The organism is Dyella subtropica, from assembly GCF_026283965.1.
In the GTDB taxonomy this organism is placed as follows: domain Bacteria; phylum Pseudomonadota; class Gammaproteobacteria; order Xanthomonadales; family Rhodanobacteraceae; genus Dyella_D; species Dyella_D subtropica.
The window spans coordinates 69933-86488 of the sequence record NZ_JAPDPD010000008.1 but is presented as its reverse complement, the minus strand read 5'-3'; the positions used below and the strand labels follow the sequence as shown (position 1 = coordinate 86488).

At 59.8% G+C, this 16556-nt stretch carries 13 protein-coding genes; 3 read left to right on the top strand and 10 right to left on the bottom strand.

All coding sequences use genetic code 11. From position 1 onward, the window contains the following. Positions 1–42: 42 nt before the first annotated feature. The 10 genes from OUZ45_RS08655 to OUZ45_RS08610 form a co-directional block, all read right to left on the bottom strand. Positions 43–693 (bottom strand): pilus assembly PilX family protein, encoded by a 651-nt coding sequence (locus OUZ45_RS08655; RefSeq protein ID WP_266169535.1) that lies wholly within the window; start codon positions 691–693, stop codon positions 43–45. Between the two features lies 1 nt (position 694). Next, the gene (locus OUZ45_RS08650) at positions 695–1753 is read right to left on the bottom strand and encodes a prepilin-type N-terminal cleavage/methylation domain-containing protein (protein ID WP_266169534.1); all 1059 of its coding nucleotides are present in this window, start codon (positions 1751–1753) and stop codon (positions 695–697) included. Further along, positions 1750–2262, bottom strand: coding sequence for a type IV pilus modification protein PilV (gene pilV, locus OUZ45_RS08645; protein ID WP_323137537.1), 513 nt, complete (start codon positions 2260–2262; stop codon positions 1750–1752). The genes OUZ45_RS08650 and pilV (OUZ45_RS08645) overlap by 4 nt, the downstream gene beginning before the upstream one ends. After that, the gene (locus tag OUZ45_RS08640; RefSeq protein ID WP_266169533.1) at positions 2259–2897 is read right to left on the bottom strand and encodes a GspH/FimT family pseudopilin; all 639 of its coding nucleotides are present in this window, start codon (positions 2895–2897) and stop codon (positions 2259–2261) included. Before OUZ45_RS08640 ends, pilV (OUZ45_RS08645) begins: the two co-directional genes overlap by 4 nt. Before the next feature lie 1181 nt (positions 2898–4078). Further along, positions 4079–4501: a type IV pilin protein gene (locus tag OUZ45_RS08635; RefSeq protein ID WP_266169531.1), complete on the bottom strand. Its 423-nt coding sequence runs from the start codon at positions 4499–4501 to the stop codon at positions 4079–4081. Between the two features lie 103 nt (positions 4502–4604). Then, entirely contained in the window at positions 4605–8396 is a 3792-nt protein-coding gene (locus tag OUZ45_RS08630) for a pilus assembly protein (RefSeq protein WP_266169530.1), read from the bottom strand. Between the two features lie 68 nt (positions 8397–8464). Then, positions 8465–9127, bottom strand: a complete 663-nt coding sequence (locus OUZ45_RS08625) for a pilus assembly PilX family protein (protein WP_266169529.1) — start codon at positions 9125–9127, stop codon at positions 8465–8467. A 1-nt stretch (position 9128) separates the two neighbouring features. Further along, positions 9129–10181, bottom strand: a complete 1053-nt coding sequence (locus OUZ45_RS08620; protein WP_266169528.1) for a PilW family protein — start codon at positions 10179–10181, stop codon at positions 9129–9131. Further along, entirely contained in the window at positions 10178–10642 is a 465-nt protein-coding gene (gene pilV, locus OUZ45_RS08615) for a type IV pilus modification protein PilV (protein ID WP_266169527.1), read from the bottom strand. Before pilV (OUZ45_RS08615) ends, OUZ45_RS08620 begins: the two co-directional genes overlap by 4 nt. Further along, complete coding sequence (locus OUZ45_RS08610) at positions 10639–11265, bottom strand: GspH/FimT family pseudopilin (protein ID WP_425601679.1); 627 nt, start codon at positions 11263–11265, stop codon at positions 10639–10641. The genes pilV (OUZ45_RS08615) and OUZ45_RS08610 overlap by 4 nt, the downstream gene beginning before the upstream one ends. A 255-nt stretch (positions 11266–11520) precedes the next feature. Between OUZ45_RS08610 and rapA the strand changes: the two genes are divergently transcribed. The 3 genes from rapA to OUZ45_RS08595 all read left to right on the top strand — a co-directional run bounded on the left by rapA (position 11521) and on the right by OUZ45_RS08595 (position 16540). Next, positions 11521–14361, top strand: coding sequence for an RNA polymerase-associated protein RapA (rapA, locus tag OUZ45_RS08605; RefSeq protein WP_266169526.1), 2841 nt, complete (start codon positions 11521–11523; stop codon positions 14359–14361). 403 nt (positions 14362–14764) lie between these two features. After that, positions 14765–15427, top strand: a complete 663-nt coding sequence (locus tag OUZ45_RS08600) for a hypothetical protein (RefSeq protein WP_266169525.1) — start codon at positions 14765–14767, stop codon at positions 15425–15427. Positions 15428–15460: 33 nt separating this feature from the next. Further along, the gene (locus OUZ45_RS08595; protein ID WP_266169524.1) at positions 15461–16540 is read left to right on the top strand and encodes a Tle-like phospholipase domain-containing protein; all 1080 of its coding nucleotides are present in this window, start codon (positions 15461–15463) and stop codon (positions 16538–16540) included. Positions 16541–16556: the final 16 nt, after the last annotated feature.

Sequence of the window (16556 nt, the reverse complement as noted above, 5' to 3'; positions counted from 1 at the left end):
TGGCTGGCACCGATCAATGCTCGGCAACACGACTGAAACCGATTAACGCCGGTACACCGTTTGGAGAACTACGGATGCCCGATCTTTTACGTCTTCTGGACCGCTACGGGCAGTGACTCGGTAGAAATCCGCCGTATTCTCTGCTCCGCAAGGGGAATAGCCGGAGCAATTGGAAAGCTGGTGAACGCTGGGCGGAGGGATCACAAAATTGCCCAGATACTCGACCACGTATTGCGGCTGACTAGCCGCCAACGCGCCCGCGTCGAACTTCGTTTTATCGACAGTCACCACCGCAGCGGAAGACGACACCGTGGAATCGGCAAACGGATTGGGCAAACATTTGTTGGTACTGGCCGGCGTACAGTCCCGAAAAACGGACGACGATGTTGCTGCCTGCACAGCTACTTCTCCCTGCCGCAGCGCCGCTTCCGCCGCCTGGTAGGCGGTCTCCCGGTCGTAGAAATTGGCGGCCATCTTCTGCTGCATGGTCGTGCCGCGCACGGCGGCGAGTGCCACCAGGGTCACCACGACCAACAGGACCAGTGCCACCACGAGAGCCACGCCGCGCTGACCATGCCTGCCCGAGGAATAACCATGCTGGCGCCGCACCCGGCCCACGGACTGTCCAGCATGGATGATGCTCGTGATATGACCGATGGAACGGTATGAATGGCTAGTAGGGAGGCGGCTCATCTCAATTCACCCGATTGCGCAGAGTGGCGGTAGTGGTAAACGTGCGTGAGATGGGCTTGGCGTTGGTGCCGGCGAGTTGGTCCGCACTCTGCAGGTTCAGCGTCACCTGCACGGCATTGATCGCTCCCCAGCTAGTGACCGCCGTGGGCGCAACGAAACTGGTACCGCCCGATGGGAGATAGGTGATGGTCATGGAGGTTACGTTGCGCACCATTTCCTGCGCGCTCATCGATAACGCGCCCGCGTTGTTGACCAACGTCCCGCGGTAGAGCGAACGACCACCTAACTTGTTGGTACCGATATACCAGTCGACCGCCGCCAACTTGGCGATCAGCGCATTGGACCCAAACGTGTAGGGAGTGCCTTTGCTAACACACACGGTGGGATACCCTAGGCCCGTGGAGCAATTGTTCGTTGCGTCGTAAGCAATGGTTTTGCTGGAATCGGTATAGCTGGTGAGCTTGAGGATGGTCGCGTGATCGGGATCGCACACGATGACGACATCACCAGCTTGCAGATCCGAGCCGGTCCCGTTGATGGTGAAGTTCGGTGATGTCGTTGATGAAGAGGATGCCGGTGCGTGGCTGGCCACACTCATGCCCGTGTCAGCGGCCGCCAAGACCGCGATGGATTCCGTGCCGCTCACACGCTTCGTTTCACCCGTCCCGGTGCCGACTGCCGGGTCGGTCTGCGTGCCGCCATAGCCAACCAGGGCGTTGCCCCAGTTGGCCCACCAATCAACGGTGCCGCCACTGCTTGGACCGTTGTTGAGGACATTGGAGAAGCGAGCGTTGTTGTTGCAGCCGGTGAGCTGAGCGTTACGGATATCGTGCGCAAGCATTTCAAAGGCAAGGCGCGAACCGTCTTGAACGTCACCCAGCGCCTGGTTGGTGCGATAGGTCTGCTGGTTCGCCAGGAATACGCTGGCCACCCCGCCGATAACAATCAGGCCGAGCAGCATGGCTACCATCAATTCGATCATCGTGAAGCCACGCGACGAGGCGGCCAGAGCGGGCACGCTCCGACAGGTGCCGCCACGATTCATGGAACCGTCGCTCATAACATGCCCCGGGTCGTCACTTGCTGATTACTGGCGCCACCAGCCCCAGCCCGACTGTCATCGAAAGTCACGGTGATGGTGCAGACGCCACTGGTCATGCAATTGATCTCTCCCGTCGTGGTGGCCGCCGCACCAAGGGTTCCACCCAACTGATTGCACCATTGATTTAGCTGGACAGTGGCGAGAGAACTCGAACTCGACGACGCAGGGCAGCTGTCGGCGGCAACCTTTTTGTTATAGACACCGCCGGTGGCATTGGCCAAATCCGCCCGCATGGCATCCTGGATCGAATAAGCGGCGATGGTAGCCATGCTGCGCGCCATGGCGCTGTTGTTGGTCGACAGGGACCTGGCTTGCAAGGCGGCCATACCCAGAAATGCGATGGAGAGCACCAAAACAGCCACCATCACTTCGATCAGACCAACGCCGGACTGGCGGCGCCTGCCGCCTGTCCTGTCGCCCATGCTCGCCGAAACCCGTGGCAGGCTCGAGATCTGGCTGTGTGTCATGGACAGGCTCCCGTCGATTTCTGGATCTCAAGAATCGTGCCGCCGGTCATGCTGATCGTGCGGTGGTTGTCGCTGCTCAGCTGGCTGGTGCAGATGTCGGCGACTGTGGCGCCATACGGTGATGCGGTGCCGGCCTTCTGCCCCACGCCCTGCGAGGTGAAACGCAATGCCGTCACGTTGCCACTCAATTGCAGAGGCGCCGCGATATTGGGGGTACCGGCCAGCACTTGAGTGGGTGTTGCACCAGTCGCGACATAGACAGCACCTGTCTGCGTCGTACATGTAGTGCCTAGCGTGTCGCTCGTATTGTTGGTGGCTAGATCGCTGCAGAACTGGGTATTGGCATTCCGTTTGATCGCCTCCAGTCGCGCAACATTGATCGCGGAGACCATGTCGTTGACGGCTGTGGTGAGTCTGTTCGAGAGAGTCATCGTTCGGAAACTGGGGATCGCGATGACAAGCAGCACAACGGCCACAGTGAGCGTGACCATCAATTCGACCATGGTGAAACCACGACCACGTCGCCGGATGGTGGTCCAGGCAGACATGGCATGTGGCGGCATACGATCGGTAGCGGAAACCGTCTTCCGCACCAACACCAGCGAGATGCTTCGCTGGTGCGACAAGATCTGCATGAATTGCTCCCTGTGCCTCTGCAGGCGCCCTAGATGGCTCGCCTCTGCCCACCTAGAATTATCGGATAGAAAGTATTTCTCTAATGATCGGTTGCTCACAGACTGGAAAACTTGATGCCTGTCACGCGGAACGAGGCCGGGCTCATTTGTCCCGCACAGAAAGTGAACCTCGTCCCGATTTCTGTGATCGGTCTATAAACGCGACGTTTGATCGCTCACTCTGCCAGCCCTGTCGTCGATGAGAATGTTGTTTCTTGATATCCGACGATTCAGATATTCAATAAGGCGGCCCATGTCACATTGCTCACCTCTAATGACAACGCGACAAAGAAAATGAAACCTTCCATCTGGAGGAAAAAAATAAACACCCTTGTTCTCTTGTCATCCTCCGGAGTCACAGAAAATATGACCCTGATGGAGGTCACATCACACCACCTCAGCTTCTGCAGAGCCACGCCTAGCACTTGGGACGAATGATGAATTCGCCGTGTCCTTAGCCTTTCATTGCCGATGTCCGCTTAGTAAAGCAGCCGAACAGCTGTTCGTATGGGATTAACGAATAGCCGAGTTCCGGCGAAGCGGCTTCGTGCCGACGAACTCACGAGGAATGTTGCACGCTAGCCATCCACTGAAGCCTCCATTGACTGGGAGCGCCACGGAGACAACCGCACATAGAAACGCAGTGAGCCACTCGCCCATAGCGAGACCGTAGTAAGAGAAAGATGCGTGAGCTGATCGTTCCAGATCACAGACCGCCATGCTCCATGGTCCAATCGATGTTGCCTCTGGCAACATCAGCCACTCCCTGTCGCTCGATGCCTACATTCGCCGCCTTGCATAGCTATGCTTTAGGTTTTTCTCGTATCGCACGCCGAGCGCCACCGTCAATGTGCAATATTTTGAGATTGCCGGCGCAAGGCTAGTGGCTGGCCAACCACTGCATGTTCGGGCACGCCCCCAGCGCGAGCAGTTGCCCGCCGCACCCACGCGGCCTTCCTGTATCGATTTCGACTCAGCTATCAACCACTCGGGGAATAGCCGGCTCGGCGCGCCATGCCCCGCGGGTGACTCGACCGCACCACGCCTCGTCATCTTGAGAGGAAGCAGGAAGGCGACTCCCGCTGCACATGGCAGCAAGCATCAGAGCAACAACATTGTCTCAAGCCGGTGCGAGCACTACCCTACCAGCACTGCGCCACCGTGCCGGTGCCGCTGTATGTCCGCTTGCCGGTCTGGTCCAGCGTAAGGGTGCCGCACAGGGTGTCCCGCGTCAGCTGCGCATTGATCGGCGCAGCCTGGACGCTGTAGGCAGTGGACGTGGCCGGGCTTGGAAAGCTGTAGCTGTAATTGGCCCCGGTCTGCGCCGCGCTCTTGCAATCCAACGCCGGCAGGGTGGCTGCGCTATAGCTCAGGTTGGTGGTGTAGTAGCGCTCCATGTAGTTGGAGACTTGCGACAGACAGCCTTCCGCCGCCGCCCGATTCGTCCTGGCGAGGTAGTTGGTGTAGGCGGGGTACGCGATCCTGGCGAGGATGGCAATGATCGCCACAACGATCATCACTTCTATCAGGCTGAAACCAGCGTTGGAACGTCTATCGCACCGCATGAGTGTTCCTCTCCCCGCCGTAGCGTCAGCGGACGCCTCACGTCCGCTGACGCGGGATATCCACCCGCCTTTGACTGACAAGAGACCTTTCATCGCTTATTCCTTACGGGCTGATCAGCTCTCGCCAAGACACACGACGTAGCGTACCTACGGTAGACGACGTATTAAGGTGATATTTGTTGCCGTTGTCGGTGGTAACCAGCATGTCCCCACCAACGAAAATTGGATTGTTTGGCAAGGAAACGAAACCCACGCCAGCAGCCGCATACGAGTGACCGTTGTACGTCACCATATCGGACGAATTGATCGCGCCATCGCCGTTCAGATCAAAGAAGTTACCCGATGGGTTGGTTCCGGTGAACGGATCCACCGCCATGATCCAGCCAGCTCCCGAGGGGTTGCACAGGTCGGTGGCCTTGGGAATGCGCGTGGTACCCAGCAGCAAACTGCCCTGGAACTGGCTGGGCGTCACCATCCGCTCACCTTGATCAACGTAGGCGCCGCCAGTGCCCGTCGGAGACTCCAGATCCATGTACCAGCCGGATTCGTTGGCCATGTCTGGCGTCGTTGGCGCAGGCGTCACGACTCGGGCCGGCAGCACAGTGGTGCCTCCCGTCGTGCTTCCAGCCGTCTCCGCCACAATGAAGCGCTGCTTCAGCGAAGAACGCCCAGCGCTCAGTGCAGGAAGCCCGGTAGTCCCGGTCTGGACGATCAGGCCATACCAACTCTGGACATTCTTATTGGTGAGATCGGAGCTGCTTAGGTACTGACCCGTACCGAAGAGCAGCCACAAATCGCCGGTTGCCGGATTCTTGCCCGCCAACATGCCCCCGGTGATGGGCTGCGCATTCCCTAGTGAGTCTTTGGCTGTAAAGAGCTTAACGCCCTTGCTGGTTGGCGTAGCCGTCGTACTGGCGGAACCGGTGTTGAGTGTGAACGACCATACCTGTCCGTTCAGATCACCGGCGTAGGCCGTGGTACTAACGCCATTGCCCAGCGTGCCGAGCCATACCGCCGGCTCGGCCAGACCATTGCTGGTGCTGGCGTCGGTGGTGACGTGCACGTTGAGCGCGCCATCCGGCAGATTGAACTGCAGCAACGCGGACACCCCGCTTGCGCTGTTGTAACCATTGCCCATGAGCACCGACCAGGTACCATCTGCAGTCTGCGCGATTATTGGCTGGCCCGACATTTGGCCGATGTATTTGCTGTTGCCGTCGGAATTTCCGTCCCCCGCAGACCGCTCCCACAAGAACTTGATGCTGGTCGGGTCTGTGATATCCAGCGCATAGACGGCCTTGGCCGTGCCACGACCCGTTGTGCCCACGAGCACTGTGTGCCACGCGCTATCGCTGCTGAGGTAAGCGTCGGCGATGGTCAGCTGGCCATCGTTGAAGAACTGATGCGGCACCGATGCTGAGCCGTAGTTCGGGTCAGACAACGATATGAGGTTGTTAGTGACGACAGCCGCAGGAACATAGGCGAACTTCTCAACGCCGGTACCTGCGTCGAACGCATGCAGCATGCCGTCGTTGGCCGCCACCCAGAGCAACGCTTCGCGACTGGCTTTATTACTGGCGTAGGTGGCAAAGCTCGTCGAACCCGAGAACGTCTGACCGCTGAACTGATTGGCGGTAGGCGCCCCTGAATACATTGGCTGTGAATTGACAATATCACCAAGCGCGGTATCGCGACTGCGAAACGCGCCATTGTGCTTTTGATCCTTGGAGGAATCGCCGCGCAGATAGTTGATCATGTTCTGCTGCGAGGTGGCGTCAGCACCAAGTGCCGCCTGCTCAGCCGTAGACAGGCTGGTTGGACTACTGAATGTCACCATTGCCGCAGTGGTCGGATTGTAGGTATAGATCGACCGGCTACCGTATGCCGGCATGGAACTTGCGGCTGTCCAGCTGGCCGCATTGGCGTAGGCGCCGGTGGTGGAGTTCACGGCGAATGCCTGCAAATCACCCTTCCATTGCACCGTGTAGTAGTTGGCCTGATACGCCACTGTGCCGGTCTGCAGCTGGGTAGAGTTGGCCGCCAGACTGGCGCCTGTACCCACGCGTTCCGCCGCACGGCTCAATGCATTCTGCAGGCCGCTGGTAAATGCCTGCGGGCTGGTCGCGGAGTAGAAACCGCCATGCCCATTGACGGCCGCATGCGCCAGGTCCGCGATATTGTTGATCGAGTTCGACGCCGGCTGCGGCCAGCTGAAGCTGTTGCCGAGCGACGTTCCCCCATTGGCCCAGTTGAAGATCTGGTCAATGGTTGTGCCCGACGGCTTGATACCTGTCGGCTTAAAACCCAAGCCCAGAGTGAACGTCGTCATGTGCTGCCAGAAAGCGGGATCCGGCGTACTGGTAGGCACTTCGTTATCGATAGAAGGCTGCAGGTCCGTCGACCAATATTTCATGGCCACGTCGGCCAGCGTGTTGTTATAGGTGTCGGAGTATGGGGCAACCGCACTATAGGTGTAGCTCTGGCCGTTGACCCCGGTAATGGCCGAGGTGGCGCTAGTGCCATCGACATTGCCAACATTCGGCGGGTTGCTTTCGTTCCAGAAGCCATCGGTGGTCAGAATGGTGTATGAGAGCCTGCAGGCAAGCATCGCGGAATCAGTATCGGAATTCTTCCAGGCCTGCTGGTCAACGGTATCGGAGTAGTACTGGCCAACCGCGTCCAACGCCAAACGCAGAGGCGTACTATTGTTGGGATTGATGCCGGCGACCCAGGTCCAGAAGTTGCCCTTCTGGGTCGACGACGTACCGTCGCCAAAAGGCTCGACTTCGGCGATCTTCTTTGAGTTGGCGGTAAAGGTAAGTGAAGGCAGATTGCTATTGTTGGTGCCATTAATAGAGCCGAAGCCGATGCGGAACGTGCTGTCAATGGTCGAAAAGGCAGTCATCAAACCGCTCTTGGCCATCAGAATGCGAGTGCGGTAATAGGAGAACCAATTCGCCACATTCTGCTGATCGGCCGCACTTTCACTACAGACGCTGGCACTCAGAGAAGCAGCCGCGCAATCGCCCGCGTTCTTCGCGACATAGTGAGCCACGCCCGCCACTTCATAGGTGAAGTAGGACGTGTAGACCGGCGTCGTCGTAGTCGTGGTCGTCGTGTGCACGCATTGCAGCGAATTGGAGTCGAGGGTATCTCCGCTATTGCAAGTAAGGGTTGGAGAAGTATAGGTCGCGCCTGACCCCGACCCGCTCTTACACATGTTTTTGTGGCTGCCGCTGTACTGCAACGTGCCAATAGTGCATTTCAATGTCGGCGCATAGGTGCTGGTGGATGTACTCGTGCTCGTGGTGGTGCCTGTCTGGAACGTCGTGCCGTACGTAAAATATTGGTAGAACGCATTCGGACATGGATTCGAAGTCGACTGGCTCATGTCGTAGTTGTTGTAGTCGCATAGGCTGCTCGACGCGTATTGCGTCACATCCACTTCGTCTGCCGCGCTCTGATCCTGTATGCCGTCTATGAACGCGCTGCCCAAGCCCGGAGATGCTGCGTAGTAATCCGTCGATCCATCGGACTTCAGCGCCGCCTTGGGCGGCGGCGAATAGGTCACGGCCGGGTTGTAGTAGGTGCCGTTGAGCGCTGAGTCCAACAGCGTAGTCAACGGCACGTGCGTATCACCGTTACCGTCGGTGGTGGCGTTGGTCAGATAACCAGCATCAGGCATGAAATCCCACGCCATCGATCCCGAATCGTCCAGCATCAGCGTGATATTGGGCGCCACGGCCTTCTGAATGATCAATGGCTGCTGATCCACCGTGACCGATGCTAGAGCGGGCGTGTAGATGACACCCAACATCCATACGGACATGCTGGTAGCAAGCAGCCTTGCCAGGAAGCGGCCAGCTCTGCTGCACAGACGGGATGCGATATTCATGACGGTTCCACTCTCGAATGGCGCTGCATGGGAAGGCCCATGCCTCCTGATAGCTTTGATGCGAGCTGTTAGCCCTGCTTGACCATGGCTTGCAGAACAACGACCGCGCGGTCGTTCACCACAGCGGGATCACCACTGCGCGCTGTGATGCGGTAGAACACTGCAGTACTGGATTTACCTTGAGCGTCGTACTGCGCCGAGTTGGCACTCTGGTTATAGCCCGTGTCGGAGGTGGGATTGACCCAGTTACCCATGTTCTCAATCACGAACTGCGGCTGCCCTTCAGTCGCCGCGCTAACCGTGAACTGACCCGACGACGTGCCGGTAGCGACCGTGTGGATAGCACTTGCCGGCAGATTGGAATCATTGAAAGGATTGGCCGGACACACCACCCCGCCGGCCTGGCAATTACGCGCAATGATGGCCGGACTGGAAGCGACAAGATTCTGGGCAGCGCGCATAGCCGCCTCGGCACTCTGGAAACTGATCGCACGATCGTAAGCGTTTGCCGTCATCCGCTGCTCCATGATGGTGCCACGCACCGCAGCGATGCCTACAAGAGTTATCAGCACCAGCAGAATCAGCGCCACTACCAGCGCGATACCCTTCTGGCCGGCACGATGTAACGACGGAACATGCCGCCCTGTGCGATGGCCACAGGGTGTGGACGCAGTACGATCGCTGCAACTGCGAACGGGTTTCTGCGGTCTGGATGCAGGCATCTGGTTCATATCAGCTCACTCGATTGCGCACCGTAGTGGTGGCAGTAAACGTGCGTGAAATAGGTTTGGCGTTGGTGCCGGCGCGTTGATCCGTGCTCTTCAGCGTCAACGTAACTTGCACGGCATCGACCTTGCTCCAGTCGACAACGCTAGATGCCTTAACAAACTTGGCGCTATTTGCACCTGACGATTCGTGATAAGCGATGGCCATCGAAGCAACATTGCGCACCATTTCCTGCGGCGTTGCGGGAGGACCAAAGGCCCCGCCGACATTGGTCACGCTCAGACGATACAAAGAGCTGCCCCCTAATGGATTGGTGCCGATGTACCAATCGGCCGCGGATAGCTTGGCGATTTGAGAATTCGGCCCGTACTGATAGTTGGTACCAGTTGTGGTGCAGGCCGTGGGATAACCCAGACCTTTGGAGCAGTTGCCCGGCGTGATCGAACCGCCCGTGTTGTGCACGAGAGTGACATTGCTATTGTTGTAGTCGCTAATCTGCAGGATGACGGCATGATCTGGATCGCACACGATGATCACATCGCCCGCCTGCAGGTCGGAGGTCGTCTCGTTGAGCTTGAAGTTCGCCGCCGGCTCCTGATCACTGGCCACGCTGAGGCCGGAATTGCCCACCCCCAAGAGTTCGAGCGAGTCCGTACCCGTCACCTGCGTGCCCGCGGTGAGGCCAGTCAATGCCGGGTCGGTCATGGAGCTGTCGTACCCCATCACGGCATTGTTCCAGTTGGACCACCAGTTGCTGCTGCTGTTGTTGAGGACATTGGCAACACGACCGCTGTTGTCGCAACCGGTGAGCCCCGCCTGTCGAATGTCGCGCGTCATCACCTCGAAAGCGATGCGCGACCCGTTCTGCACGTCGCTCAAGGCCATATTGGTGCGATAGGACTGCTGGTTGGCCAGAAAGATGCTGATTACGCCACCGATAACGATCAAACCCAGGACCAAGGCGACCATCAATTCGATCAGGGTAAAGCCCAGTGACGACCGTGAAGACCGAACGGTTCGCGGTTGCGTGCTCCGCCAGCTTGCGGGTGCCTGAGTCATAACACACCCCGGACGGTGACTTTCTGAGTGCTGCTGCCGCCCGCCCCTGCCCGGCTGTCGTCGAAGGTCACGATGATGGTGCAATCGCCACTACCCGAGCACGAGATGTCACCCTTGGTACTGGACGACTTGCCAAAAGTGGCTCCCAGCTGGCCGCACCATTGATTGAGCTGCACTACAGCCAGCGAGCTTGAACTGGAGGACGCAGGACAAGCGCTGGCATCGAGCGCAGAAGCACCCGTGTTGTTGTAGGAGCCGGCTTTAGCATTCGAAAGATCGGCACGCATCGAATCCATAATCGAGTAGCTCGCAATCGTGGCCATGCTGCGTGCCATGGCGCTGTTGTTCGTCGACAACGAGGTCGCTTGCAACGCGGCGATGCCTAGAAAGGCAATGGAAAGCACCAGCACAGCCACCAGTACTTCGATAAGGCCGACGCCTGATTGATGGTTCCTAATCATGGGCACGTTCCCGTGGAGGTGGTCACAGCAATGATCGAACCGGCAGTCATGGTGATCAGCCGGTGATTATTGGTTTTCAACGAGCTTGTGCAGATATCCGCCAGACTGGTGCTGCTCGTGTCGCTATACGGGGCGGTGCTACCTACGGCCTGAGCCAGACCCTGCCCGCCGTAACGCAATGCCTGCATGCTGCCGTTCAACTTCAGCGGAGCCGCAATACCCACTACATCAGCCCGCACCAGCGTCGTATTTGTCCCGGAGGTCAGGACGTAGACCGCCCCCGCGTGCGAACCACAAGCCGTACCAAGTGTGTCGCTGGTGTTGTTAGTGGTCGAGTCACTGCAGAACGCTGTATTGCCGTTGTGCTTGATGGCCTCCATCCGGGCCACGTTGAGCGCTACGACAATGTCGTTGGCGGTCGAGGTGAGCTTGTTGGTCAACATCAAGTTTTGGAAGCTGGGTATGGCGATAACCATCAGGATCGCCGCCACAGCGAGGGTGACCATCAACTCGACCAGGGTAAAACCCTTGCCGGATCGGCTATGTGCACACCCAGCCGGCGAGCCATACCCCAGCCGAGGACTGCGGCCATCCGCGCCGGCAGAAAGCGGCGTTCCGACCAACGAGACATCCCGCTGACACGACAAGACACCCATGAATTTTCCCCTGATACCCCTGCGAGCGAATGTACTCATCGGCTTCGCACCAGCCAGTCCTTGGCCGACCAGCGGGAGAAAGCGTCCGACAAGCGGCTTGCGCGGCCGCGCGGAGGGTGACCAGGATCACGTATAGGCCGTTTGCCGTTCCAGGCATTTCCGCTAGGCATCCACAGCCACTGGGCGGATAATCACTGCCCCCTTTTCTTTTTGCGAAGCGCAATGTTCGTACCAGGCCAACGATGGATCTCCACCGCCGAACCCGAATTGGGCCTCGGCACCGTATTGCGGGTGGAGGGTCGCGGTGTGCAGGTACTGTTCGCCAAAGCCGGGGTGTTGCGCCCTTACGCGGCCGACTCGGCACCCCTGGTACGGGCTGAGTTCCGCGCTGGGCAACGCGTGGCGGGCAAGGGCATCGCCTTTCTGGTCGAGCGGGTGGAGATCAAGGACGAGCTGCTGATCTATCGCGGTGAGGGCCGCGAACTGCACGAGGGTCAGCTGGACGACGAACAGAGCGTCAGCCAGGCCGACGACCGCCTGGTGGGCGGGCGCACGGACCCCGTGGCGCAGTTCGATCTGCGCGTGGAAGGCTTGCAGCGCCGCGCCGAAGCTCGCCGATCGGCCGCCTGGGGCCTGGGTGCCGCCCGCATCGGACTGGTGCCGCATCAGTTGCGTGTGGCTGGCATTGCCGCTGCGCGTCGCCCTCCCCGCGTGTTGCTGGCGGACGAAGTGGGCCTGGGCAAGACCATCGAGGCGGGCATGATCATGGCCCGCCAGCTCGCCACGGGTCGTGCCCAGCGGGTTTTGGTGCTGCTGCCGGATACGCTGGTGTACCAGTGGTTCGTGGAATTGTTGCGCCGCTTCAACCTCAGCTTTGCCATCTATGACGAAGAGCGTTGCGAGGCGGTGGAACAGTCCGGCGATGGGCGCAATCCGTTCGAAGACGAACAGTTGGTGATCGCCGACTTCGGCTTCCTGGAACAGCATCCAAAGCGTGCGCAACAACTGCTGCAGGCGCCCTGGGATTTGTTGGTGGTGGACGAAGCCCATCACCTGGCCTGGTCGGCCGAGGCCGCCAGCCCGCGCTATACCTTGGTGGAACAGCTCGCCGCGGCGACGCCGGGCGTGATTCTGCTCACTGCAACGCCGGAGCAGTTGGGCCGCAGTGGTCATTTCGCCCGCCTGCGTCTGCTCGATCCGCAGCGCTACCACGATTTAGACGTCTATCTGGCTGAGTCGGACACCTTCCAGAGTCTTTCGAAGATTGCCGATCGCCTGCTCGACGGCAAGCCGCTGGACGATAGCCAGCTTGCCACCCTGCACACGGCCTTCGCGGGCGACGAATCACTGCAGGCCCGTCTCGCCAACACCACCAAACCTGAGAACGCGCGCGAACTGATCGCCGCGCTGATCGATCGTCATGGCACCGGTCGCGCGATGTTCCGCAACCGCCGTGCCGGCATCGGCGGCTTTCCGCAGCGCCTGCCGGTATGGCATGTGCTGGATGCCTCTGTGCTTAGCGACGATGGCCGCCAGTCCTTGCTGGCCGAATTTCATGCGGACATCCAGCAGCCGTCGCCGGTGCTGGAGATCGATTACAGCGCAGACCCACGCATCGACGCATTGGTCTCCCTGCTTGAAGCGCACCCGCAGGACAAGTTCCTGCTGATCTGCCGCAGCCAGGCCAAAGTGCTCGCGCTGGAGGAAGCGCTGCGCACCAAGAGTGGTGTCGGTGTGGCGCGCTTCCACGAAGGTCTCGGCATCGTGCAGCGCGATCGCAATGCCGCTTACTTCGCCCAACCGGATGGCGCACGCTTGTTGCTGTGCTCGGAGATCGGCTCCGAAGGCCGCAACTTCCAGTTCGCCCATCGCCTGGTGCTGTGGGATCTTCCGCTGGATCCGGATTTGCTCGAACAGCGCATCGGCCGCCTGGACCGCATCGGCCAGAAGCACGACATCAGCATTCACATCCTCGCCATTGCCGACAGCGCGCAGCACGTGCTGGCGCGCTGGTACAACGAAGGTGTGGATGCGTTCCGCCTCAGCCCCGCTGACGGCCGCGAACTGCTGCGCCGCTACGGCGAACCGCTGGCGCGCCTGGCCGACCAGCATGCACGCGGCGACGACAACCGCGATCAGGAACTGGACGTACTGCTGGCCGAGACCCGCGCCAGCCACGAGGAAATGGCCGAACTGATCCGCTCCGGCCGCGACCACCTGCTCGAACTGGCCGCCAGCCGCGACTTGCACGCCGATGAGCTGCAACAGGCTTTTTCGCGCGAAGAAAACGACCCGAGCCGCGATGCCTTCCTCCAGCGCCTGCTGGAGCAGTTCGGCATCCACGCCGAAGAACTAGGCGGCAAAGTGCTGCTGCTCGATCCTCAGTATCTATCCACCGACGCCCTGCCCGGCTTTACCGAGGGCCCGGTGGCGGTGACATTCGCACGTGACGTGGCATTGGCTCGCGAAGAGCTGCCACTGTTGCGCATGGATCACCCGATGATCGCCGGCGCACTCGACCTCGCCTTGTCCAGCGAGCAAGGCAATGCCGCATTCATGGTCGACGATGTCCTGCCGCCACGCACGGCATTGCTGCAAACCGTCTACCTGCTGGAATGCGTGGCCGACCGCAAACTCGATGCGGAACGCTTCCTGCCGACCTTGCCAATCGTCATCACCATCGATACGCGACTCGCCGAGCGCGCCGACTTCCAACCCAGCGACATCGCCCTGCGCAAAGCCGCCGACCGCAACATCGAAGTCGCACGCTACCGCAAATTCCTCGCCAAGCTGGTCCCGCCGATGCTGGAAAAAGCGGAGGCCGCCGCCACCCTGCGCGCGCAAACCAGCATTGCAGAAGCCATCACGCAAGCCACCGATACGCTCGACGCAGAGCTCTCGCGATTGCTTGCATTGCGCGCTGTGAATCCATCCATCAGCGAGACGGAAATCACCGCTATCACCAGCGAACGCACCGCGCTGCTGGCTGCATTGCCGCAGTCGCGACTGCGACTGGATGCCGTGCGTTTTGTAGTTAGCCCGGATTTCCTCGCACTGCGCTGAAGCCACCGATCGTCAACTGAGCGCGACTCATTGCCTTCGCCTCCCCTCCCCCGTTCACCGACTTGTGCACGGGGAAGAGGATTGAGGTGAGGGGCGAGTGCTCGCGACAACCTCTCACTGTCGTCACTCCAGCGCAGGCTGGGGTCCAGTGACGTTGGCGTTTGATGTCGCGTTTGCGTGCCCGGGCTCGCCTGCGATCGAAGTTCTTCGAGGTGCCCCGCCAGATCTCGGGTGGTTTTTGGAACTCTGACGCGCCCCCAAAAAAAGGACGCGCAGAAGGCAACCCTGGATCACCAGCCTTCAGACCAAGGAGTGGGGATATTTCGCCGCGAGGCGATGCGCCTTTCTATCCGCGCGAATGTTGGTTTAGTCTCGAACTACCCGCGAGCAAGGACAGCTTCTGATGAACTCGCTGACAACACCGCTGCTGGCCCTGCTTCTCTTGCCTTGCCTGGCCGCCTGCACCGAGAAGAAAGACCTGAGCCCGCCGCCGCTCAACCCGCATCCGAAGGAAGCGGTGCGCATCCGTGTGGACTTCGATAACCCCGAAGATGCCAAACGCTACACGGTCAGCATGGGCGCGCTGTACCAGAACCAGCAGCGCGAGTGCGGCTATATCGATCATCGACTGGGCGGCAGCTTTGTCTATCCCGAAGGCACTTTCGACATTCCCAATGAGAGCGGGGGATCAGGACATGCCGAGTTCGTGGTCTATCTGGATCGCTACAACCGCGAGGAGTGCAACTGGGAGTTTGCATCACCCAACATCCATATCAACGACAGCCATACAGGGTGGTTTGCGTTCAGTGACTTCGGGTCTCGCGACAACCTGCTCGCAGGAACCAAATACAAGGAGACCTGCCAATTTGTAAGTCAGAACCCCAACGGCTGTTGGAGCAAGAAGCCACCGCCAGATGTGCCGCACTACAGTCGGGTACCCATCACTATCCACGTATCAGAGGACTCGGCACCCATGCATGCACACAAACCTGGTTACTACAGCCATTTTCTGCCGCCAACGAACCCCGAACCGCTTCCAGACAACGGGCCGGCGAGTGGCAATTAGCAAGCATCTGATTTGAGTCCAAGGAGTAAGGATATGTCTCTTCCCTCCGAGCAATACGCCTTCCTTTCCGAAAGAATTTATCATCCGCTCGTCGCCGGCAGCACCATCGAAAGCGATACGCGCCGGTACGCAGTCCTCTATGTCTCACCACCATCCGCCACTAACTACCGTGGCGCCGTTGTTCGTGACATTGACACCGGCCAACTGATCGTCGCCAACAAGGGCACCGATCCATCCAATATCCACGATGTCAACGCCGATCTCGGCATGGTGATGATGGGCGCCCCCACGCAATGGCCGGAAGCCGCCGCCACCATGCGCGAGGCGCTGGCGCTCGCCAAAGAAAGAAACGTCCCGCTCTCCGACATCAGCGCCACCGGCCATTCGCTGGGTGGTGCGCTGGCGCAGCTGCAAGCGGCCCAGTTTGGCGTGCACGCCGAAACCTTCAATGCCTATGGCGCCGCGAGCCAGGCCCGCGGCCTGGGCATGAATGTGCAGGCCGCTGAAGACCTGGTGGTGAATCACCGCATGTACCACGATCCGGTGTCAGCTCATGCCGAACAGCTTGGCCGCGTCGTGGACTATATGGGCCACACGGACTACTTGCGACACCGGCCCGGTGGAATCCGAACGCCGGTGAAAGAAGCGGCAGCCGCACTCGGCGCCCATGGCATTTCCAATTTCTGGGACAGCGAACATAACCGGCCCGCGGCGGTGTTTGCGCACAACTACATGGAGGACCTGCACCACTCGCGGCTGGACGATCTGCCCCCTGGCATGCCACTGGATATGTCGCTGAACCGACTCCCATGGGGCGCGTCTGTTGGCCCGCGGTCACACCACTCACTGTCGCCGCCTGCCGCGAGTGCCGGTGTGGACGAGCTGTTAAACCATTTGTGCGCGGCGACGGAAACCGGCGACGACCACGTGTTCCAGCAGGCGCTTGGCCAGGTGGCTCGCACGGATTTCTGCACAGAGTTCCATGCCCACGCGGCGGAGCGGGTAGCTATGCAGGACCAACAGCTGGCGCTGGAGGCGCAACTGCAACAGACGCAGTCCTTGCTGGCGCAACAGATGGAGGCGCCCAGCATGAGCAGAGGCATGTGCCTGTAACCAGCCGCTCATGAAA

Coding starts and splice junctions, on each gene's coding strand:
- pilV (WP_323137537.1), bottom strand. CDS start 2,262: ATGACACACAGCCAGATCTCGAGCCTGCCACGGGTTTCGGCGAGCATG.
- rapA (WP_266169526.1), top strand. CDS start 11,521: ATGTTCGTACCAGGCCAACGATGGATCTCCACCGCCGAACCCGAATTG.
- OUZ45_RS08620 (WP_266169528.1), bottom strand. CDS start 10,181: ATGACTCAGGCACCCGCAAGCTGGCGGAGCACGCAACCGCGAACCGTT.
- OUZ45_RS08655 (WP_266169535.1), bottom strand. CDS start 693: ATGAGCCGCCTCCCTACTAGCCATTCATACCGTTCCATCGGTCATATC.
- OUZ45_RS08650 (WP_266169534.1), bottom strand. CDS start 1,753: ATGAGCGACGGTTCCATGAATCGTGGCGGCACCTGTCGGAGCGTGCCC.
- OUZ45_RS08640 (WP_266169533.1), bottom strand. CDS start 2,897: ATGCAGATCTTGTCGCACCAGCGAAGCATCTCGCTGGTGTTGGTGCGG.
- OUZ45_RS08595 (WP_266169524.1), top strand. CDS start 15,461: ATGTCTCTTCCCTCCGAGCAATACGCCTTCCTTTCCGAAAGAATTTAT.
- pilV (WP_266169527.1), bottom strand. CDS start 10,642: ATGATTAGGAACCATCAATCAGGCGTCGGCCTTATCGAAGTACTGGTG.
- OUZ45_RS08625 (WP_266169529.1), bottom strand. CDS start 9,127: ATGAACCAGATGCCTGCATCCAGACCGCAGAAACCCGTTCGCAGTTGC.
- OUZ45_RS08600 (WP_266169525.1), top strand. CDS start 14,765: ATGAACTCGCTGACAACACCGCTGCTGGCCCTGCTTCTCTTGCCTTGC.
- OUZ45_RS08630 (WP_266169530.1), bottom strand. CDS start 8,396: ATGAATATCGCATCCCGTCTGTGCAGCAGAGCTGGCCGCTTCCTGGCA.
- OUZ45_RS08635 (WP_266169531.1), bottom strand. CDS start 4,501: ATGCGGTGCGATAGACGTTCCAACGCTGGTTTCAGCCTGATAGAAGTG.